Raw genomic sequence first — 18,774 nt, 5'->3', positions numbered from 1 at the left:
GCCGTCAGGCGGCTGTCCACGGGCGGGCGCGGGATAATCGCCGTAGCGAGCGTAGATGTTGAACGAATGCTTGACAGACCTACTCAGGGCATGACCCTACCGCTCCCCGCCTTTCGAAAGTGCGATAGCCGCGTCCGGCAACTGAGGGTCCATCTTTAGCCGCCACGCTTGCGGGTGCGATCATGAGGTAGACTGAGATTCGCAGAAGGCACCTTGTGCCGGCGAAAACGATTGATAAAAAGCAGAGAGAAAGGGCCGGAATGCCGAAGAAAAATATTCCCGGTGCCACGATGGCGCAGGCACGGGTGATTTACATGCTGGAACTGGCTAGGGGCAGTTCCCATATCGCCAGCACACGGACCCCGGAGACCCTGAAGCGGGCCATCACCGAAGTGCTGGAAGGCTTCTGTCAGGCGCACGGCCTGCACGCACTGGATGTCTTCCTTGAGCTGCTCGCCCAGGAGGTCGGGCAACGCGGCCACCGGGAGGCCGCCGTTGCGGTCAGTGCGTTCGCGTCGGGAGTTGACGGGCAGAAAAAAGACCGGTCCCGGGCGGAACCGGCCGGGAAAAGCCCCGACCTTTCCAAAGGCAAAAATACGGTCGGGACCTGAGAGCAGGGTGTGGGTGTCGCGTAGAAACGGGCACGGGCGATGGCTGGCAGATCGGTGACACCCGGCTTAACGGCAGCAGCCCGTTTCCTGAACCCGTCCGCCCTGCCGCATGGGGCGCTGATATAAGTGATAATCTGCTCTATCACATACAGGCTGGTCATAAGAAAACACAATCACATTGCTGGCTGTGATGACAGAGGCCCTGTATTAGCGAGACGCACGGGAACGGATCGCTCAAACGGAAATCACCGTCGGGCGTAGGTCAATCTGCCGAATCATCGGTCGTAGCTTTGCCAAATGGCGGGTCGTCGCTCGTCAACAGACGTTCGCCAACCGACATCGAACAACCGCTTCTTTAATTGGGCGGTGATGTCAAGGGTTGATCTCCGATGGTTTTGTGTTGGAAACGTCGTTTGCGCGGGTCACGCTTCTTTCCGCAGTCGGCTCATCAATCACGGCACGCTGCACGCATTGGTCGGACAGGCATGGAGAGCCTCGCTCTTGGGCGCGCTCGAGGCGCAGCAGTCAGTTGCGGCTTCTTCCAGACCATCGTCCACGCTTCGGACGCTCCCAGTGGGATCAGTGTTGGTATACGGTTTGCATCATGCCGTCGCCTCCATTGAGCCCCAGCGGAAGTCAGTTCCGTCGATCCACATCCTATGCAGAATGACGGCAAGTTTGCGCGCGACGGCAACAACGGCCCGGCGATGCCCACGACTCTTTTCCAGTCGCTTGCCCCAGGCCTTGAGCGTACACCACGAGGCGCTTCGGGAAACTAGCGCATGCGCGGCGATGTAGAGCGCGCAGCGCACATCGGGGTCACCTGCCTTCGAGATTCGCCCCGGATTGTCCATTTCTCCGGACTGGTAGCGTCGTGGCGTCAACCCGAAATGGGCAGCGACCGTTCGTGAAGACTTGAAACGGGTTGGGTCATCAACTGCAGCCTTGAAGGTTAGCGCTGTAATGACGCCGACACCAGGTACGGTCATGAGGCGCTGACACACCGGATCCGTCCTGACGATGGCCTTCACTTCGTTATCGAGCTTCAGGAACGTCCTGTAAAGCACCTGACGCGCTTCAGGCAGGGGAAGGAGCGCCCTGACCAGCAATGCGTCAGCCTCTATGAGCGGGCGGACCACGCCGTCATACGCGCCATGCGGGACCTTTATGGCGAGCCTGATGCCGAAGACCTTGAGCAAACCGCGCAACTCGTTCTCAAGATCCACACATTTGTTCAGAACGGCCTTGCGGCTTGAGAGCAGTGCGCGGATATGGTGACTCTCGATACTTTTCACATGGACGCGGCTATACCAGCCAGTGCGCAGGATCCTTGCAATGCCTCGGGCGTCGTTACGATCCGCTTTATTGCGCATCGCGCTTAACGCTGCGTTGACCTGACGGGCTTCCAGACAGACTACGTCGAATCCTGCCTGCTGCAGTCCATACGTCAGGTATTGCGTCAATGTGCCGGCTTCGAATCCAACCATCGGAACGTCGGCGCTGAACGATCGAAGCGCCTTTGCTATCGCGCTCACCTCTGCTGCGACCTTTGCTTCATGCTTTACCTGGCCCTGGTCATCAACGATACAAATCGAGACGGAACGTAGCGATACATCCAGCCCAGTGTAGTAAGTCATCACAACCTCCTTCGCACAGTTGGTTATGCGATTTCAGGAGTGCCCGACCACCTTCGTGACCGCCCAATCACATATGCTGTTGGCCGATCGGCGTCTTACGCGATCCGCACCTTTCGGCCCGCGGTGCACTGAACGATTTCTCTAAAGCAGCCGTTCGGCCTATAGGTCTCACCCCCAGCAGACCAAGCAAACTTTCGGGAAAATCTCCCTCAAAGCTGATCTGCGCGCCAAGTTGCACGCTGAACCGCAGGTCGTTCGCTAAGCGTGGTTATCGAAGCAAAGAACTCGATGGCCTTCTCGTTTTCACGCGTAATGTGAAATCCGAGTTTACGGTGGAAAGCGATAGACAGACGGTTGGTCTTATAGACATGACTTTTTAGCTCTGAGATTTCCCGTTTACGCGCGAGGCTGATCACCTTCGCAAGCAGTTCAGACACAACTGTAGAAGTTCGGTGCAGAGGATGCGTACTGAATGCGCCCACGAACCAGCAAGCGTTCGACTCAGGTCGAAGCATTGCGTATGCGACCAACTCGCCTTGCCGTCGCACTGAGCACACCTCGCTGTCATTCAAAGACTGCTGCAAGCGCTCGCGCTGCTGATCTACCTGAAAGACGTCGCCAGCGAGTTCTGTGTGTGTACGTAACGTAAGTAAATCAAGCGCAAGGAGTTCGTCGAGCGATGGCGGCATGTCAAGATATTCGGCTGGTAGGTAAGGCGGTGTCGAGAGGATAGGTTAATTCAAAAATCGTCCACAATTCCTATAACTTCGCCGACTGTCCGGAGCTGGCCCAGAGCGTGTCAAAACGCTGAGTCACTCGGAATTGGCGAAACCTGTCTTGCCGCAGGTCGTGACTTTTCGATTGCGGCGACCTGAGCGTCAAATCACAGCCGACGGTATCGCGAAGGCGCAGCGCCTCCCAACGGGCCTCACGCCCGCATCGCCGTCATCACTGCTTCTGAACCGAGTAGCTTGATCACGCGCTTCATGTTGTACGCCAGCACGTGCAAGCTCATTTCCGTACTTACGCGCTCGATGGTCCGTGTCAGGAAATGAGTGGCGCCCATCCATGCCTTGATCGTTCCGAACGGATGCTCGACAGTCTGTCGCCGGATGCGCATCATTTCAGGCGCATGATCAAGTCGCGCCTGCATCTCATCGAGAACAGCTTCGTGTTCCCAGCGTGTCACGCGACGTTGAGGGCCTGGAGTGCAGCCCCCCTTTAGCGAGCATTGCTGGCAATTTGAACTCCAGTATTTACTGATCTTCAGACCGCGCTCAACAGTTGAGAATCGCCAGATTAACCGCTGGCCCGCCGGGCACCGATATTCGTTCGTCTGTGCGTCGTAAATGAAGTCATCCTTGCCGAAGCGGCCATTAGCCGTTGCGCTCGATGTCACCGTCCTCGGAACGAACACGCTTATTCCGGCCTCATGGCATGCGAGTATTTCTTCGCTCTTGTAGTAGCCCCGATCCGCAACTGCAGTGAGCTTGTCGACGACCATCTCTGTACGGGCAAGCTTCGCCATCGACGTCAACTGATCACGATCGATGCCATCATTGGTAACGACGTGCGCGACGATCAGGTGGTGCTTTGTGTCAACCGCAGTTTGCACGTTGTACCCGACAACCCCCGTTCCTCGTGTCTTCATCGAACGAGCATCTGGATCCGTGAGCGATATCTGTTTGTCGGGTGCTGCGTTGAGTTGAACCTCGATCTCCTTGAGGCCTCGCATCTGCTCCTTCAAGGCCGCAATCTTGTCCTGCAGTCGCTCCGTCCTGACCTTCGCGATTGCAGGCTCCTGACGATCCGCTGTGTCCATCGCCTCGAGATAGCGAGCGATACTTGACTCGATGTCGCGCATGCGTCGTTCAAGTTTCGCGCTCGTGAAGTTACGGTCGCGGTGGTTCACCGCCTTGAACTTGCTGCCGTCAATCGCAACGATCGCTTCGGCGAAGAGGTCCAGACGCTGGCACAGCACGACGAACTGACGGCAGACGCTACGGATCGCTTTGCCGTTGTCTTTACGGAACCGCGCAATGGTCTTGAAGTCCGGTGCCAGGTGGCCCGTGAGCCACATCAGTTCGACGTTGCGCTGGGCCTCGCGTTCAAGGCGGCGGCTCGACTGAATACGGTTCAGGTAACCGTAGATATAGATCTTGAGCATCACCTCAGGGTGATATGACGGCCGACCGGTCAACGCTGGTTCGACGCCTTCAAACCCTAGCTTATGAAGATCAAGCTCATCGACAAAGACGTCAACTACGCGCACGGGATTGGTGTCCGTCACGTAGTCATCGAGCGCTTCAGGGAGGAGAAAGCTTTGCGTACGATTGTCGCCTTGAACAAACCGCTTCATCTTGCTCATCCCATCGCTATCGGATGGCAAATTTTAGCGCTCCAAAATGCGTTTTGACACAATCTGGGCCGAGTGCGGTCGCACTTCCTACCAGCGATTGCGATCAGGCATCGTGTCGACAGCCAGCGCAACGCAGTCCTCGAAAGGCATGTCCTCATGTTCGCGAGGGGAGGGGGCCTTGGGGAACTGTACAGCCCGCTCCCCATCGATCTCGACCCAGCGGGCCAGCTGCAGCAGCTTGCGATAACGCGCTGCGTCTTTTAGCACCGGATCAATCGGCCACGAATCGAGCGTGACTACGGTGGCGTCGACAATGCGCTGGGCGAGCATCGCAAAAATGGGGCCACGCTCAGCCCAGTCGGTGTCGTTACGGGCAAGCATGCCGATGACGAGCTGCGCGTCAACGGCGCCGAGTTCCTTTTCAATCAGGTCGCGTATGTCGCCTGCAGTCACTTTCGGACGGTTCACTCGCTGGTTCCAGATCGTGGCGACCTGGTCCCGAGCGGTGTTTTCATCGTCGCCGACAGGCTCCCAGGGCGTGGACATTCCACAGCCCGAACAGTAAATGCATACCAGCTTTTCCGTCAGTGGTGCGCTTAATGGCCTTGCCAGAACGTCGTCGAGCTTGGGCGGCCCTGAAAACCGGCCGAAGGCCGTAAAGTCGAACGCCGGATAGCCGTCCTGTTCGACTACGCGCTGGGAGCGACCAAGGGTGGGGCGGCCACCGCAGTGGTCGCATGGATAAAGTTGCTCGATCATCTTTCTCTCGGTTCTGTCGCATTTTTGCAAGCATTATTGCCGCGTTGCGCGGTTCCGAAAAGTGGGAATAGCCGGGAGAAAGTTAAGGATATTCGTGGCCTGGTATGTCCGACCGGTCGGAGTCGGGCTGCAACGTCGTGGTAGACCTTACCCGCGAGCAGCCAGCCAGTGTGCGTCCCGAGCCGGAACATGGGTATGCTGCCCTCCACAAACGCCTCGTGCAGAACGCACGTGGGCGGTATGAAGGTTGTGTTCAGTGGGCGAATCGGACCATCGGCGTGAGTGCACCATCCGGTTCTGGTATGTCCGCCCTTATGCGGCTGTATTCGTCGATGCTTTCGAGCATTGCCTGGGGCGCACAGATGCCTAAATTGCGGCGAGCGCGGCGCTCAACGCTGTCGAGCCACCCGAGGAAGGTTTCATCATCGTGACGGTTGACGCCGTCAGGTGCGTGAGCGTAGCCCGCGACTTCCTGGTGACAGTTCTGCCGGATCGCCGCCAAGGTCGACTCACAGTCGGCAACCCAGTAATACCAGCGTCCGACGAAGTGCCACCACTGCCGGGCGCCACCTAGTTCCGCCCACGTCGCGGAAAAATCCCGGACCGAACCAATGCTGCTAAAGAAGACGCAACGCACGCCGACGTCGTCTGCGGCGGCAACGACGATCTGGCGGCCACCTGAAAGAGACTGTGGATCGCGACTCGAGCATTCGAGTGCCGGATAGCGGCCGATCCAGTCGAGCGAGCGGGATTTCGCACGATCGAGAAAAAACGTCTTGCCTAGCATGTGATCTCCAGTGGGTTTGACGTGGGCGCCATTTCGCGCCCGATGAGTCCATCTTGCCGTGCCGATGGCGATGTCAAGCGAGGGTTCGATCCTGCGCAGAGGCACTCACCATGGTGGCCGCGATAGCCTCTGCCAGGACCTTGCCGGAGCGCGTGAGCTGGCCACCGACGCCCACCAACTCGTGGGCGGCCGTCGCCGCGAGGTGATCGTCCAATAACTGCATCGATGCAGCGGCGATCCCGAACCGCTTGCCTTCCTGCCATGCGTCGCCCAGCGCAATGGTGCCGGCGCTGTGTTCGTTCGGATACTTGCGCGACAGCCATTCGCCGAATGCCAGCTGCTCGGGCTGGGACCAATGTTCTGCCTCGCCGGTCTGGAGGTTCGGCAACTCGCAGACGGCGCGATCGATGTCCGCGAGTACGCTGATAAGCCTTTCCCGTAAATCGAGAAGCCAGGGGCGGGTATCGTTGTGCTTGCCCACTTCGACAAACGGTAGTGCTGCGTAGCGGTTCACATCTAACATTTTCCGCAGGATACGGCTGGCGAGGGTAATCATCGAATGCTTGCTCCAGGTAGGGAATTGGCGCGCCGTCAGTAGAGTGGCTAGCGGCGCGCCCGAATGCGGAAGACCGGTTTCCAATCTATCGCGGTGCCCGCAAAGTCAAGTTGCTGTGACGCGGGCCGGGTAGGGCAGCGTGATCTGTGAGAGCGGGTCGCGGTCAACATTCCACTCGACCGCCGGAATCCCGTTGCGTCTGCGCGCCGCGGCCTTTTCCAGCTTGCGTGCCTCATATGCGGGCAGACCGTTCATCCCATAGACCTCCACGTGAACCGGCTGCGACGTATCCGTCAGGACAAAGTCCGGTATGACTTCTTCATCGCCGCCCATGCGCAGCGGCTTAATGAAATCGCGCTGCTCGCGGGTGAGCCGGTTTGCCATCGCGACCTCGTGTATCGAGTCGCAGGGTAGGAACGCGGCCGAGCAAAGCATGACACCCAGATCCACCAGTTTCAGATGACCCTTCGGTGTGCGTTCAACGAACAGCAATGCAATGACGCGCGCCTCGCGATCGCCGAGCGCTCTCCATGCGTGAGCAAAGGTCTTTGCCGCATGCTCAATCAGCGCAGTATTCGTGAAGTACTTTTTTGGGCTTTGTCGCAGGCTTAGCGATTTGCCGTATTGCGTATCGGCAACCTCGTTAATTTCTCCGATGATCAGACCGCGCTGCACCTTTCCGTCTTCGTTGGTGAGGGTCGAAAGGAACGCATCGAATTCATCATTAATGGCGGCGCGTTCTGCTTCCTCGTACCGTCGCATAACGTGCAGCACCTGCTGTGCGTTGGTGCCGTTGATTACCGTAGTCTCACCCAGGGCGGCAAGTAGCATCGCGTTGCAGACGCCCCAGTGACGTTGCTGGCTTCTGCCGTGCCAGCGGTTGAGGCCCGCGTTCATCCACAGTGCCTGCAGAAAGGCGAGGAGACTCGCGGCCCTGCGCGACGTGCGCGGCGCACCTGTGGGCTTCCCGGCGTGGCGCGGGCCCGAAACGACATCACGTTGGGTCAGTGCGATATCGAGCCTGGCGTTAAGACCGATGGCCGATGCGACGATAGCAGCGTGGCTGTCGCCGCCCGAAGCCTTCAGCGCGTCGGCGTCCTTGTGGAACGGACACGAACTCCGATGCGTGTGGCCATCTTCCGGCCATCCGGCAAGATGCAATAGCCGCCCATATCTACGCACGACGAGTTGCCGCGGTGGGGTCACGCAAAGACACAACGCGAATCCGGGGGTGATTTTTGCGCGTTCGAGGCGCGCGACATAGCGGGCAGGATTTTCCTGCACGTTCTCGAGCTCGAACGCGCCACCGTCGAACAAAATTTTAGGCATGAATGTTGTCCTCCATAGAAAATGGCCGCGAAGGCGGCCATGCAGTTCAGCAGTGGAAAACCGGCTTTCAGTGCCGGCCGTCGTGTTCAATACCTGCGGTTTGCGGTTCTGGTCCGAAAGACGGCAACAGGTCTGCGACATCGCGGGTTTTGCCGATCTTCGCGTAGTGCCCGATTTGTCCCTCTGGCCGATACTCCCTTCCCGTTGCCCTGTCCGTGAGAAACCACTGTCCAGTCGAAAGGCGCTTTACATGGCAGAACGGATAGCGGTGCTGCATCATGGTCTGGTCGCGGCGATATCGGCGCCGTTGTAGCTCAGCCGCAAGTTCTAAAAGCAGCCCGACGACGATGATCCGCAGCGCGATGACCGCGATCGCAGCAGCGGCGTACCACAAGGGCCAGTGATGCGCGCGGGCTATCGCGGAAAGAATGCGCCAGGCAAACGCGAGCAGCGCCGTGATGATGACGAGCGGGCCAATGAGCAGATCTAGGGACATGTGGAGGTCACGTGAAACGGCAGGATTCGTTGGTCGCTCCGCAGCGGCTGTAGTTAGCCGGCGAGTCGCGCGCGTGCATCTCATTCTGGCTCTCTAACGGTGTTGGGCCGCACCGAAAGCGCGCCAGAAATGGAGAGCTTTAGCGAGAACGCAGAGCGCAGGGTCTGTTACAAGTTCGCTCGAAAGCTATATGGTTTTCTGGAGCATTTCGAAAAAGTGGCTATAACCGGTTACAGCCACTGCCTGATGACGGAAATCTGGGCGGGGTGTGAGACAGGCCCATTGGCGTCGGCGGGTAGAGGCTTATCCCCAGGTTTGTGCACAGAATCTGTGGATAACAATCACGCGACCTTGCACGGCGCGAGAGCGGAAAGCGGCTATGAATCCGTACGCATTTGAGATCCTGCATTGCCGAATGCCACGCTACGATGGGTCATCTTCCGCGCCACTGGCGCATCGACAACAGCCCTGCACGATGAGGGCTTTCTTTCACCCCGACGGGATCACTCCCCACCGGGGCGTGCTTCACGTCTACCTGAACGAGGAATGCACATGAATCGCCAACGCATGCTCCGTTTTGCACTGCAGGTCTATCACACGTCGTTTCTGTCTCATGACGCGCTCATTGGCGTCGTGAAGGCGAGGCGACGGTATTCGACCCACTACCGCGCGGCCGCCCTTCGCCACGTTGTGATGAACGCTCCGCTGTCGGTGACTGGTGGGCGTCCCGTCGCCGAACGTCGCCGTCTGGTGCGTCGCCATTACGGCGTCTAGCCAGTCAGTAACCCATACCTGATTTCTTCCTTCGGGGGCACGCCCCCAAGGGCGAGCCTCCATTTCCTATGTGAGGCTTCGATGTACAACCAGTTCTTGACATCCTCCTCCCCGTGAACGGGGATGATTTCTACTGCGCTTAGGCTGCGAGAGCCTGAGTCGCTTCGGCGGGTTCCTGCTTCGACGGGCGGCCCGACTGCGCCATCCCTCCACAGGCAATAACGGCATGTCCTGCCGCTAAGACATTGAGCGCGCCGACGTGATCGGCGTTCGCTTCGTGTCCGCACCTGACGCAGGCAAACAGCGCCTGGGTCTTTCTGTTCCCGGCTGATACGTGTCCGCAGCATGGGCATGTGCGGCTCGTATTCTTCGGGTCTACGGCGACGAAATAGCCGCCGCGCCACGCCGTTTTGTACTCTAACTGGCGACGGAATTCGCCCCAGCCCTGGTCGAGAATCGACTTGTTAAGGCCGCACTTCGCGCGGACATTGCGCCCTGGTGCGTCTGCCGTACCTTTCGCGGACTTCGACATATTGCTGATTTTCAGGTCTTCGACCGCAACCATTGCGTGGTTTTTGCTGATCGTGCCCGAAGCCTTGTGGAGAAAATCAGCGCGAGCGTCCGCGATACGCGCATGGATGCGCTGAATGCGGGACTTCGCCTTCTTCCAGTTGCTGCTGCCTTTGACCTTGCGGGCCATGCGGCGCTGATACTTCGCCAGCCGCTTTTCATGCTTACGGAACGACGCCAGCGGCGCGATGAAGCTACCGTCCGACATGGTGGCGAAGCGGGCAACGCCCACGTCGATACCGACGGCGGGGCCGTGCGGAACCGGCGTTTCTACTTCGCGCGCCGCGAGGATCGACACGTACCACTTGCCAGCGCGCAGCGACACAGTCGCGCTGCGGACTTCGCCGACAACGTCGCGGCTCTTGCGGAAACGCATGTATCCGAGCTTCGGCAGAAAGACCCGGCCGTTTTCGCGGTCGAGCTTGATCTGCTTTTTGTCCGGGTACGTGAAGCCATCACCCATCCCCTTGCGCTTGAAGCGGGGGAAGTCAGCGCGCTTTTCGAAGAAGTTGACGTATGCGCGCTCAATCGCCTTCAGGGCGCATTGCTGCGTGTGTACCGGGCCATCCTTCAGCCACGGCGTATCGGCCCCATTGCGCCATTCCGTGAGGCGCTTCGCCATCGGCACATAGCCAATAAACTTCTCGCCAGCCTTGTGATTCTCCTGCTGCAACGCCAGCGCCTTGTTGTAGACGAACCGGCACGCGCCTGCGAACTGGCGCATCCTGAGCGCTTGTTCGCCGGTCGGCATGAGTTCGAATTTGAAGGCTTGGAGACGTTGCATAGTGGCCGTAGTATAATTTGGCCTTCAAAACCAGCGCAAGGGGTATTTATGGGCCGTCCACGTAGTACAGACCCTGATTTGAGGCATGGAAGGCACTGCGTATTTTTGATGCACGTGCATTTGGTCTTTGTAACCAGGTACCGGCGCGGCGTCTTCACGAAAGAGATCATCGATGACCTTCGGGTCGTGTTCGCGAGCGTATGTCGCGACTTCGAAGCCGAGCTGGTGGAGTTCGACGGCGAAGATGACCACGTACACCTGCTGGTGAACTACCCGCCAAAGATCGCCGTGTCGGCGCTGGTGAACAGCCTGAAGGGCGTTTCGAGCCGGATGATCCGCCAGAAAAACTACCCGACGATCCGGCGCAAGTTGTGGGGCGGTGCGCTATGGTCGCCGTCATATTTCGCCGGTAGCTGCAGCGGTGCGCCCATCGCGGTTGTGAGGCAGTACATAGAACAGCAGAAGACGCCACACTAGCGCCCTGGAAGGACGCCTCTGGCGTCCGCGCTATCCTTCCCGCCCCTGAAGGGACGGGTTTGACGCGCACTCGATCAATACGTTTATCGATGCGCAGACAGCAGCATGGCGGCAGTACAGCGCGGTGGCGGCTGCTGAGAAAAGTCTGTTCGGTGAGAGTGTCGCAACGGCGATTCGTGTGCCAACGACCAACGAGATCACGGCCGAATTGCGCCGCGTGTACGGGGGGCTCGCTCTGCGCATGGTCGAGCGCGCCCGTAGCCAGTTCGCCAGCGGTAGCGCCCGGCCTGTAGTCAATCTGGCCAGCATGGCAGAGAAGGCAGATTTCGACATCGAGCGATCGCTTGCTCGTGGCGATGTACCTGACTTTGACCGTTTGTGGCTCACCATCGAAGCGCAGTTGGGCACGATCGGCGCTCCCACAGGAGCAGGGCAATGAGCCGAAAAAGCGCGGAGCGGAAACACGACGCGACGGCTGACGATCATCAGCGGGAGCTGGTGAAGTTGATCCGGTCGTTTTCTCATGGTCACCACCTTCACTCAGTCTTTTCGGACTTTGTCGAACTGAGTGCGCTGGCGATCAGCAACAGTGTCGATCGCACACAGTTCGAAGCGCGAGAAAAGCGTTATCTCGATATCGTCGGCAAGTACACGAAAGACGAGGTACAGCGCTTTCCACAGATGCTCGGTCTGCTGACCCTGTCATTCGAACTGCGTGTGCAGGTCACGCGCAAGGCGGGAGAGGTTGGTGCGTCTGCACATTCTGCGGGCCTGACCGACGTCCTGGGCCAGATCTATATGATGCTGGAGCTGGGCAATGACCGCGCCGGCCAGTTCTTCACGCCATATTCTGTTTCGCACATGATGGCGATGATGACCGTTGGCGATGGTGGCGAAGACGTGGGCAATAGTGGGTTCATGCGTGTCCAGGAGCCGGCATGCGGTGCCGGTGGAATGGTGATCGCAACCGCGCATGCTCTCGCTGATGCGGGTCGCAACTATCAGCAGGTTATGCACGCAACCTGCATTGACATTGACCCGTGTTGCGTTCACATGGCCTACGTGCAGTTGTCACTTCTGCATATTCCCGCGATCGTGGTACATGGCAATGCGCTCTCGCTGGACGTGTGGGGCTTGTGGTACACACCCGCTCATGTACTGGGCGGCTGGCGCTGGAAGCTGGAACGCCGCCTCGTCCAGCGAGCGGTGAACCAGCCGACTGCGCCGGAGGTAGTCCACGATGTGGAGGAAATGGCTGCTGATCTGCTTGCACAAAGATCTGAACCATCTGGTGTCGATTTTGCAACCGTTGTCGAGCGTCCGACATTGCAGGCCGCAACAAATGTCGTATCGCCTGCAGCGTCATCGTTGCTGGAGATGTTCGAAGAGTCCGCAAACGCATCGAATGCGTCTGCGATTTTCACGAAGATCGAGCAGCTGGCGCTTTTCTAAGGCTTAACCGGCTGGGCGGCCAGGCTACTGCAACAAGCCCACCCTTACCTGTGCGCTTTTTTTTGTCATAAGCGCCCCGGATTTTTACAGCTTTCCGCTCAATGACCGGGTTTCGAGGCGGTATTGTTCCAGTATCTCTCGCGTCAACGACGCATCGAAACCGCCGGATCTATCCGGCAATCTGTTTTTAAACGCCATCGGGAACCTCTCCCGACAGGGCAGGTTCCCTCTCTGGAGAACCTGCAAATGCAACAACCTACCATCGCCCTGAAGCACATCAGGCTCGGCCGCAATCCGCGTACCTACTTCGATCCGAAGAAGCTCGCGGAACTCACTGAGTCCATCCGGGAGCGCGGTGTCGATACCCCCGTGATTGTTCGTCCGCTCGGTGACGTCGATTTCGAACTCATCGCAGGTGGCCGTCGCTATCGCGCGGCCATGGAGGCACACGGTGAAGACTATCCGATGCCGGTCTCGATCCGGGAGGTTGACGATGTCGAAGCGCGGATTATCGCGTTGACCGAAAACAGCCAGCGTGACGATCTTTCGCCGTCAGAGGAAGCAATTGACGCGGCGGAAATGCTGGGCCTGCACGGTGGCAATCGCGACGTTGTTGCGAAAGTACTGGGCTGGTCACGCTCGACGCTCGACAGCCGTCTCGCATTGATGAACTGCTCACCGGCGGTTCTCGATGCGCTGAACACGCGGCAGATCAACCTCGGTCATGCCGAGTTGCTTGCTGCGCTCTCCAAAGAGAATCAGGACAAGGTGCTCCCCGTGGTTGTTGCGGAAAAGCGCTCGGTCGCTGATGTTCGAAAACTCGTCGAAAGCGTGTCGTGTTCGCTCGGTTCTGCGATCTTTGACAAGTCGGATTGCGCGGGCTGCCCGCACAACTCGTCAACACAGGCGCAGATGTTCGGTGAGGCAATTGGCACCGGCAACTGCACGAACAGAAGCTGTTTCAACGAGAAGACGGAAGTCGCACTCGAAGCCACTGCAGGGACTTTGCGTGAAGAGTTTCCGGTCGTGCGCATCGTGCGCGCCGGCGACAATCACACGCGCATCCAGCTCACCGTTGACGGCCCGCATGGCGTCGGTGTTGAGCAGCAGAAGGCCTGTCACTCGTGCCAGAACTTCGGCGTCGCCGTGAGCGGCTTGCCCGACTCGTTGGGCAAGGTCTATCGCGGTCAGTGCTTCGATACCGTCTGCAACATGAAGAAGGTCGCGGAGCGCCTCCAGGCCGAAAAAGCCGCAACGGCACCTGCCAAGGCGGTCGCTTCCTCAGCGTCCGCAGATAAGGCGGCTGGCAAGCCAGCGTCGAGCACTGCGGGACAGACCGGGGGAACCAACCCGTCGGTCACGGTCGTCGCTGAGTCCGAGAAGATCAAAACCTACCGCGTCGCACTCTGGCGCAAGGCACTTCGCAAGGACATCGGCGCCAACCACGATCTCGCGCGTCAGTACCTGATCGCAATCGTGCTGGCTGGTCACGCGCGGCAGATCAGCGACACGACGTTCCGCGGTATGTGGGAGCGTCTGACCGAGGAGAAGCCGCCCGTGACCGATGTTGGCAAGGCCGCGGCTGCCGTGCAGGCGACGAGCACAGACGTGCAATCGAACCTCATGCTCGCCATGCTGTTTTCCGCGATCGAAGGCATCGACGTCAGCTATCTGACGCAACTGTGCAAACACCACAAACTCGACCTGAAAAAGCACTGGAAACTCTCAAAGGAGTTTCTGGAGCTGATAACCAAGTCGGAAATGATGGTGATCGCCGACGAGCTGGGCCTGCGGGCCGCGCTCGGAGACGGGTTTAAAAAGGTCTTCGGGAAATCGAAGCCGGAAGTGATTGAGGCGCTCCTCGCGGTCGAAGGATTCGACTACGAGGGCAAGCTGCCGAAGGTCCTGAAATTCTGATACACGGCGGGACTCCGGTCCTGCCTCTTGCATTTGTTCACGCCGCCACCGCGCGGCGTTTCTTTTTTTCTCAGGAGTTTCCATGTTCCAGGCAATTGAATCGCTGGTCCGCTCGGCGGGCAAGCTCGCACTGACGTTGAAGATCGACGGCGACAAGATGGTGGTCGTGCTGATGCCGCAGGGTGACTCGAAAGAGGCCGTGCTGCGTCAGCCGCTGATCCTGACGGCGACGCCGGCGGAGCTTGATGAAGGCTTTGTCGCTGCGGTCGGGAGCTACTCGGGCGCGCACAGTTCGCTGGTTGAGCAGGTCGCCGCAACTACGGCGATCCTGCAGGCAGCGGAAAAGACTCAGGTGACCAAAGCCCAGGCCTCCCTCGCAAAGGGTGGAAAGGGCACGGCGAAGCCACAGGCAACTGCGTCAGAGGAAGGTGAAAGCGAGGATGACGACGAGTTGGGCGAAAGCCCTGCCACGTCGACAGCACCGTCACAGGCCGCCGCTGAAGCGAAGCCTGCCGGTACCGATCTGTTTGCCCTGATTAGCTGAGATTCCCATGTCCATTTCCATCACGACCCTGCTGCGCGAGTTTGTCTACAACGGCGTCAGCTTTGTTGATCCCGGTCCGACCTTCTCCCCGGATGAGGTACGCGATCTTTACTCGGCGCAATACCCGGAACTGACCACGGCTGCAATCGAAGGTCCGGAAATCACGGCCGAAACGGCCCGCTACACGTTCAGGCGTGCGGCTGGTGCAAAGGGCTGCGATGCGTAAGCGCGCACTCATGCAATGCGTCGCCGATGAGGCGACGCAGACGTCGACGGAACCGCCCGAAAGGGCGGTTTTTTTTCATGACAAGGAGATCGAGCAATGCTCTTTGATCCTCGGGCAACTGATCCAGAAGTCGCTTCATACGGGACGCAATGGCAACCGGCGCGTCATGCCGCTGCCAGACGTGGACCTGCCAATGGTTTTCTGACGCTTCCTGATGTCGGTGCTGACATTCCGGGGCGGGCGAAGCTGACGCGGCGAACTGACGTGTCAATGGCAGAGCTTGTCGGCAGACATTTCGACGCCGGGTATCTCAGGGCGGCTGACGTGTCTCAATTTACCGGTGCAGGAGACGCGCTCGCGCAGGCACTGTTTGCGTGGGTCGCCCGGCAATGTGGGACCTTCAAACGCCTGAGCTTCTACCCGGTGCTCTTCGATGCGCCTGCCGTGCAGGAACAGGTCATGTATCAGACCGACGCCGCCGACTTCGAGATCACCTCGCCGCTGTATCTGGGCATCGAGACGGCCGAAGACTTTGTATACGTCATCGAGGAGCGGGCGATCGCGTTGCGCCAGGCCCATCCGCGGCTACTCGCAACGGCGCTGATCCTGATCAACCGGGCAGCGTTTCGCACGCTGACCATCCGGACGCCCGATGACTTCATCGGATTGTTTTCCCAGTGGCATTGGGACGGCGATCCGTGGTGCACCGACGATGAGGCAGTTGATCATCTGAAAGAGCGCTTCGGTGACGAGTCGAATGACTACGAGCACTTTCTTCCGTCCGTTGTTCGGGACGCGTTGTGTCCTCCGAGCATGGAAATCGGCCGGTACGACGTTCGACGACATCAGTGGCGCCCGTTCGCGGGCCTCGGTATCCCGGCACTGCGTCGGATCGGCTGGACGCAAACGGGGTGGGTACGCGGGTTGTGTGCGGAGCTCGAGCAGCTTGCGTTACTTCTGGCCAGTGCCGGCAAACGGCACCTGTTCGACTGGTCATTCCGGCCAGAAACGATCTATGCGGCCGCATCCATTGCGGCGAACGACGACCCGCACGTCACAGACGTGCTGGATACGCATTACGAGTATTTCAACAACGGTGGCGATGGATCCCTGTTCCACGGATTCATGGCTCTTGCCGATTCTCCCGCCGACATCCGCAAGCAGTACGCGGACCTGTCGTTGGGCTTTTCCATTCTTCGTCAGGTCGATCGCGTTGCTGCGCTCATTTCCTACGATCCCCAGGAGCGTTCCCAATGAAACACGTTCACCTGTCCACTGGCCACACCGAGGAAATATCGGCGACGGCGGCGATTCTTCTTTACTCAAAGGCGGGGGGCAATCCGGTGTACGCGACGGTTCATCCCGTCGAGAACAACGGGAAGCGCCCAGTTATCGGTGCGGGTCGACCGGTCGAACGCAAGGCCCTGTTCGCAGCAATGGACGCGCTTGCCGAGCGCTGTGCAACCGGTGGCCAGTTTCTTCCTGAAACGGTTCTGTCGGTTGATCAGACTGCTATCACCTGGTGGTGCCGGCCTGCAATGCGTCGTGTCTTCTTTGACTGTGTGGAGCTGGGTCGCGTCAGTGCCGTTGTTCCGCATCCGGGCCTTGTCTTTCAGGCGCGAAGCACGGGGTTTTACGTGTTCGCACTGGACACGGTTGTGCGGCCGACGCCTGAGACGGTGCTGTACGAGCCGCCTTACTTCAACACGTGGGACCGGGGCAGCATCTGCATCGGTTCCGCCCGCGTTCCTGAGCGCATCGATGTTGCGTCGATGAATGGCTGGGAGAGCGGCTTTTTTGATTCCGCGTTCACCCACCCCAATGCGGGTGACAGGCGCGTCAATCACCCTCGAGGCGAGTACGCGTTCTGGAAGGAGATGCTGGCCGGCAAGTACGGCGAGCAATTTCCCCTGGAATGCCTCGTACCCATGAACCGCAGTCTCGGCGATCTGATCGCGGGGCGCTAAGGAATCTGCAAGATGAATGTTCTTGATACGACGTTGCAACAGTCGTTTCCGACCGTGATGGTGCCGCGCAAGGAGCCGGTTGCAGAAATGCAGGCGGCTGGAGAGCGGCTTCTGATGGCTGAGAACGGTGTATTTCTCGAGATCCGGCGCAACTGGATCAGCCTCGTGCGGCAGATCGCACAGTTTCACGTGCGCACTGCCGTGCCCTATGGCCGGGTGGTTGAGTCGACGCGCCTGACGTCTGATCGCATTCCAGTCGACCTGATCGGCCAGTTTGCGTCGATGGCACGGCAGGCCTGTCCCAACGAAACAGGGGCGTGGATTGTCTGGAGTTCCACGACGCAGGCGTTCCGTCTCGCACCTGTTGCCATCATCACGCATGACAGCGGCTCGTTAAAGTATGAGCCGCCGGCGCTTGCCGGTGACGAAGAACTGGTGATGGATTGCCATTCCCATGGGAGGCATCCGGCGTACTTCTCGTCTACGGATAACCAGGACGACCGGCACGACGTGAAGATGGCGTTGGTCATTGGCAACTGTGACCGCTCGAGTCCGAGCATCGCGGCGCGCCTGTGTGCCAAAGGCCTGTTTGAGGAAACGGAACGCGTGCCGCAAGCATGGTACGAGGCAATCTGGGCAGCGGGGGCGAAATGAACGAAATCATTGTTCACAAGCTTCCCGAGCACATGGTGCTCAGACCATGGCGCGTGATCGTGGTAGGGGCGGGCGGTACCGGCAGTGCTGTATTGCCGGCTCTCGCCCGCCTGCACCACGCGATGATCGAACTTGGGCATCCGGGCGGCATCGAGTGCACTGTTTATGACGATGACGTGGTCAGTCAGACGAACGTGGGGCGGCAGGGGTTTTACCCCAACGATGTTGGCAGCTTCAAGGCCTCGCTAATCGTCAACCGGTTAAACATGCTCATGGGCACCAACTGGCGGGCGAACACGCAGCGTCTTAACGGCCGCACGGCGCTGTTCAACGTCGACCTGGTTATCGGCTGCGTTGACACTCGTGCAGCGCGCAAGGCGATCGTCGATGCAATCGGGAATGGCAGCACTTACTACCTCGATTGCGGAAATGACACCGACCGCGGGCAGGTCATCCTCGGGCAGATGATGCCCCCGGGTTCCCGCCAAAAAAGTCGCGGGAGGTTGCCTCACGTCGCCGATCTGTTCCCGGAGCTCGTTGACACGTCGCTCGACGCGGCTGACGAGACGCCTTCCTGCTCCATGGCCGATGCGCTGCGCAAGCAGTCGCTCGTCATTAACTCTGCCATTTCGGTGCAGGCGTTCAATCTGCTCTGGACGCTATACCGGACTGGCACGCTGAAGTATTCGGGCGTGTTCGTGAATCTCACTACGGGACGAACGAACCCGATTCCGGTTGACCCTGCTGCATGGAAGCGCTTCGGATACGAAGCGCCACCACCAAAGGAAAAGAGCACTCGCAAGAGTCGGAAATCCACGGCTGCAGCATGACCGCGCCGCTTCCTATAGCAGGGAGCGGCGTTTTTGTTTGTCGAA

21 protein-coding genes are annotated in these 18,774 nt (G+C 59.2%); 12 read left to right on the top strand and 9 right to left on the bottom strand.

The features are described 5' to 3' along the window. Window positions 1-260 precede the first annotated feature (260 nt). On the top strand, window positions 261-611 hold the full coding sequence (locus P3T43_RS30825) for a hypothetical protein (RefSeq protein WP_429284780.1): 351 nt from the start codon (window positions 261-263) through the stop codon (window positions 609-611). 602 nt (window positions 612-1,213) lie between these two features. Here P3T43_RS30825 and P3T43_RS30820 read toward each other — a convergent pair. From P3T43_RS30820 to P3T43_RS30785, 8 genes are all read right to left on the bottom strand, one after another. Further along, window positions 1,214-2,248, bottom strand: a complete 1,035-nt coding sequence (locus P3T43_RS30820) for an IS110 family transposase (RefSeq protein ID WP_429284779.1) — start codon at window positions 2,246-2,248, stop codon at window positions 1,214-1,216. Window positions 2,249-2,457: 209 nt separating this feature from the next. Next, a complete protein-coding gene (locus P3T43_RS30815; protein WP_429284778.1) occupies window positions 2,458-2,937 on the bottom strand; it encodes a GNAT family N-acetyltransferase in 480 nt (159 codons plus the stop codon). Between the two features lie 239 nt (window positions 2,938-3,176). Next, complete coding sequence (locus P3T43_RS30810; protein ID WP_429284784.1) at window positions 3,177-4,607, bottom strand: IS1182 family transposase; 1,431 nt, start codon at window positions 4,605-4,607, stop codon at window positions 3,177-3,179. Between the two features lie 87 nt (window positions 4,608-4,694). Beyond that, window positions 4,695-5,366, bottom strand: coding sequence for a Lar family restriction alleviation protein (locus P3T43_RS30805; RefSeq protein ID WP_429284777.1), 672 nt, complete (start codon window positions 5,364-5,366; stop codon window positions 4,695-4,697). Window positions 5,367-5,619: 253 nt separating this feature from the next. Beyond that, entirely contained in the window at window positions 5,620-6,153 is a 534-nt protein-coding gene (locus P3T43_RS30800) for a hypothetical protein (RefSeq protein WP_429284776.1), read from the bottom strand. A 73-nt stretch (window positions 6,154-6,226) separates the two neighbouring features. Beyond that, window positions 6,227-6,709: a hypothetical protein gene (locus tag P3T43_RS30795; protein ID WP_429284775.1), complete on the bottom strand. Its 483-nt coding sequence runs from the start codon at window positions 6,707-6,709 to the stop codon at window positions 6,227-6,229. A gap of 105 nt (window positions 6,710-6,814) precedes the next feature. Further along, window positions 6,815-8,128, bottom strand: a complete 1,314-nt coding sequence (locus P3T43_RS30790) for a DUF1173 family protein (RefSeq protein ID WP_429284774.1) — start codon at window positions 8,126-8,128, stop codon at window positions 6,815-6,817. Beyond that, window positions 8,106-8,534 carry a hypothetical protein gene (locus P3T43_RS30785; protein ID WP_429284773.1) on the bottom strand — a complete coding sequence of 143 codons (429 nt, stop codon included), beginning with the start codon at window positions 8,532-8,534 and terminating at the stop codon, window positions 8,106-8,108. The genes P3T43_RS30790 and P3T43_RS30785 overlap by 23 nt, the downstream gene beginning before the upstream one ends. 552 nt (window positions 8,535-9,086) lie before the next feature. Here P3T43_RS30785 and P3T43_RS30780 point away from each other — a divergent pair. Further along, a complete protein-coding gene (locus P3T43_RS30780) occupies window positions 9,087-9,308 on the top strand; it encodes a hypothetical protein (RefSeq protein WP_429284772.1) in 222 nt (73 codons plus the stop codon). A 139-nt stretch (window positions 9,309-9,447) separates the two neighbouring features. Here P3T43_RS30780 and P3T43_RS30775 read toward each other — a convergent pair whose 3' ends face one another. Next, the gene (locus tag P3T43_RS30775; RefSeq protein WP_429284771.1) at window positions 9,448-10,662 is read right to left on the bottom strand and encodes an RNA-guided endonuclease InsQ/TnpB family protein; all 1,215 of its coding nucleotides are present in this window, start codon (window positions 10,660-10,662) and stop codon (window positions 9,448-9,450) included. Between the two features lie 48 nt (window positions 10,663-10,710). On the opposite strand from P3T43_RS30775, the gene tnpA reads away from it, so the two are divergent. From tnpA to P3T43_RS30725, 10 genes are all read left to right on the top strand, one after another. Then, entirely contained in the window at window positions 10,711-11,139 is a 429-nt protein-coding gene (tnpA, locus tag P3T43_RS30770; protein WP_429284770.1) for an IS200/IS605 family transposase, read from the top strand. A gap of 178 nt (window positions 11,140-11,317) precedes the next feature. Further along, a complete protein-coding gene (locus P3T43_RS30765; protein WP_429284769.1) occupies window positions 11,318-11,578 on the top strand; it encodes a hypothetical protein in 261 nt (86 codons plus the stop codon). Further along, on the top strand, window positions 11,575-12,591 hold the full coding sequence (locus tag P3T43_RS30760) for an N-6 DNA methylase (protein ID WP_429284768.1): 1,017 nt from the start codon (window positions 11,575-11,577) through the stop codon (window positions 12,589-12,591). Before P3T43_RS30765 ends, P3T43_RS30760 begins: the two co-directional genes overlap by 4 nt. 246 nt (window positions 12,592-12,837) lie before the next feature. Then, window positions 12,838-14,508, top strand: coding sequence for a PRTRC system ParB family protein (locus P3T43_RS30755; protein WP_429284767.1), 1,671 nt, complete (start codon window positions 12,838-12,840; stop codon window positions 14,506-14,508). Between the two features lie 82 nt (window positions 14,509-14,590). Beyond that, a complete protein-coding gene (locus P3T43_RS30750) occupies window positions 14,591-15,052 on the top strand; it encodes a PRTRC system protein E (RefSeq protein ID WP_429284766.1) in 462 nt (153 codons plus the stop codon). 7 nt (window positions 15,053-15,059) lie between these two features. Beyond that, window positions 15,060-15,278: a PRTRC system protein C gene (locus P3T43_RS30745; RefSeq protein WP_429284765.1), complete on the top strand. Its 219-nt coding sequence runs from the start codon at window positions 15,060-15,062 to the stop codon at window positions 15,276-15,278. 96 nt (window positions 15,279-15,374) lie between these two features. Further along, on the top strand, window positions 15,375-16,535 hold the full coding sequence (locus tag P3T43_RS30740; RefSeq protein WP_429284764.1) for a PRTRC system protein F: 1,161 nt from the start codon (window positions 15,375-15,377) through the stop codon (window positions 16,533-16,535). Continuing rightward, window positions 16,532-17,245, top strand: a complete 714-nt coding sequence (locus tag P3T43_RS30735) for a PRTRC system protein B (protein WP_429284763.1) — start codon at window positions 16,532-16,534, stop codon at window positions 17,243-17,245. The genes P3T43_RS30740 and P3T43_RS30735 overlap by 4 nt, the downstream gene beginning before the upstream one ends. A 12-nt stretch (window positions 17,246-17,257) precedes the next feature. Further along, window positions 17,258-17,899 carry a PRTRC system protein A gene (locus P3T43_RS30730; RefSeq protein WP_429284762.1) on the top strand — a complete coding sequence of 214 codons (642 nt, stop codon included), beginning with the start codon at window positions 17,258-17,260 and terminating at the stop codon, window positions 17,897-17,899. Next, on the top strand, window positions 17,896-18,729 hold the full coding sequence (locus P3T43_RS30725; protein ID WP_429284761.1) for a PRTRC system ThiF family protein: 834 nt from the start codon (window positions 17,896-17,898) through the stop codon (window positions 18,727-18,729). The genes P3T43_RS30730 and P3T43_RS30725 overlap by 4 nt, the downstream gene beginning before the upstream one ends. Window positions 18,730-18,774: the final 45 nt, after the last annotated feature.

Origin of the sequence: Paraburkholderia sp. GAS41, assembly GCF_050436545.1 — a bacterium.
Lineage (GTDB): Bacteria > Pseudomonadota > Gammaproteobacteria > Burkholderiales > Burkholderiaceae > Paraburkholderia.
Note: the sequence above shows the minus strand (reverse complement) of the source record. Positions and strands in the feature narration are given on the sequence as shown.

Coding starts and splice junctions, on each gene's coding strand:
- P3T43_RS30825 (WP_429284780.1), top strand. CDS start 261: ATGCCGAAGAAAAATATTCCCGGTGCCACGATGGCGCAGGCACGGGTG.
- P3T43_RS30820 (WP_429284779.1), bottom strand. CDS start 2,248: ATGACTTACTACACTGGGCTGGATGTATCGCTACGTTCCGTCTCGATT.
- P3T43_RS30815 (WP_429284778.1), bottom strand. CDS start 2,937: ATGCCGCCATCGCTCGACGAACTCCTTGCGCTTGATTTACTTACGTTA.
- P3T43_RS30810 (WP_429284784.1), bottom strand. CDS start 4,607: ATGAAGCGGTTTGTTCAAGGCGACAATCGTACGCAAAGCTTTCTCCTC.
- P3T43_RS30805 (WP_429284777.1), bottom strand. CDS start 5,366: ATGATCGAGCAACTTTATCCATGCGACCACTGCGGTGGCCGCCCCACC.
- P3T43_RS30800 (WP_429284776.1), bottom strand. CDS start 6,153: ATGCTAGGCAAGACGTTTTTTCTCGATCGTGCGAAATCCCGCTCGCTC.
- P3T43_RS30795 (WP_429284775.1), bottom strand. CDS start 6,709: ATGATTACCCTCGCCAGCCGTATCCTGCGGAAAATGTTAGATGTGAAC.
- P3T43_RS30785 (WP_429284773.1), bottom strand. CDS start 8,534: ATGTCCCTAGATCTGCTCATTGGCCCGCTCGTCATCATCACGGCGCTG.
- P3T43_RS30780 (WP_429284772.1), top strand. CDS start 9,087: ATGAATCGCCAACGCATGCTCCGTTTTGCACTGCAGGTCTATCACACG.
- P3T43_RS30775 (WP_429284771.1), bottom strand. CDS start 10,662: ATGCAACGTCTCCAAGCCTTCAAATTCGAACTCATGCCGACCGGCGAA.
- tnpA (WP_429284770.1), top strand. CDS start 10,711: ATGGGCCGTCCACGTAGTACAGACCCTGATTTGAGGCATGGAAGGCAC.
- P3T43_RS30760 (WP_429284768.1), top strand. CDS start 11,575: ATGAGCCGAAAAAGCGCGGAGCGGAAACACGACGCGACGGCTGACGAT.
- P3T43_RS30755 (WP_429284767.1), top strand. CDS start 12,838: ATGCAACAACCTACCATCGCCCTGAAGCACATCAGGCTCGGCCGCAAT.
- P3T43_RS30750 (WP_429284766.1), top strand. CDS start 14,591: ATGTTCCAGGCAATTGAATCGCTGGTCCGCTCGGCGGGCAAGCTCGCA.
- P3T43_RS30745 (WP_429284765.1), top strand. CDS start 15,060: ATGTCCATTTCCATCACGACCCTGCTGCGCGAGTTTGTCTACAACGGC.
- P3T43_RS30740 (WP_429284764.1), top strand. CDS start 15,375: ATGCTCTTTGATCCTCGGGCAACTGATCCAGAAGTCGCTTCATACGGG.
- P3T43_RS30735 (WP_429284763.1), top strand. CDS start 16,532: ATGAAACACGTTCACCTGTCCACTGGCCACACCGAGGAAATATCGGCG.
- P3T43_RS30730 (WP_429284762.1), top strand. CDS start 17,258: ATGAATGTTCTTGATACGACGTTGCAACAGTCGTTTCCGACCGTGATG.
- P3T43_RS30725 (WP_429284761.1), top strand. CDS start 17,896: ATGAACGAAATCATTGTTCACAAGCTTCCCGAGCACATGGTGCTCAGA.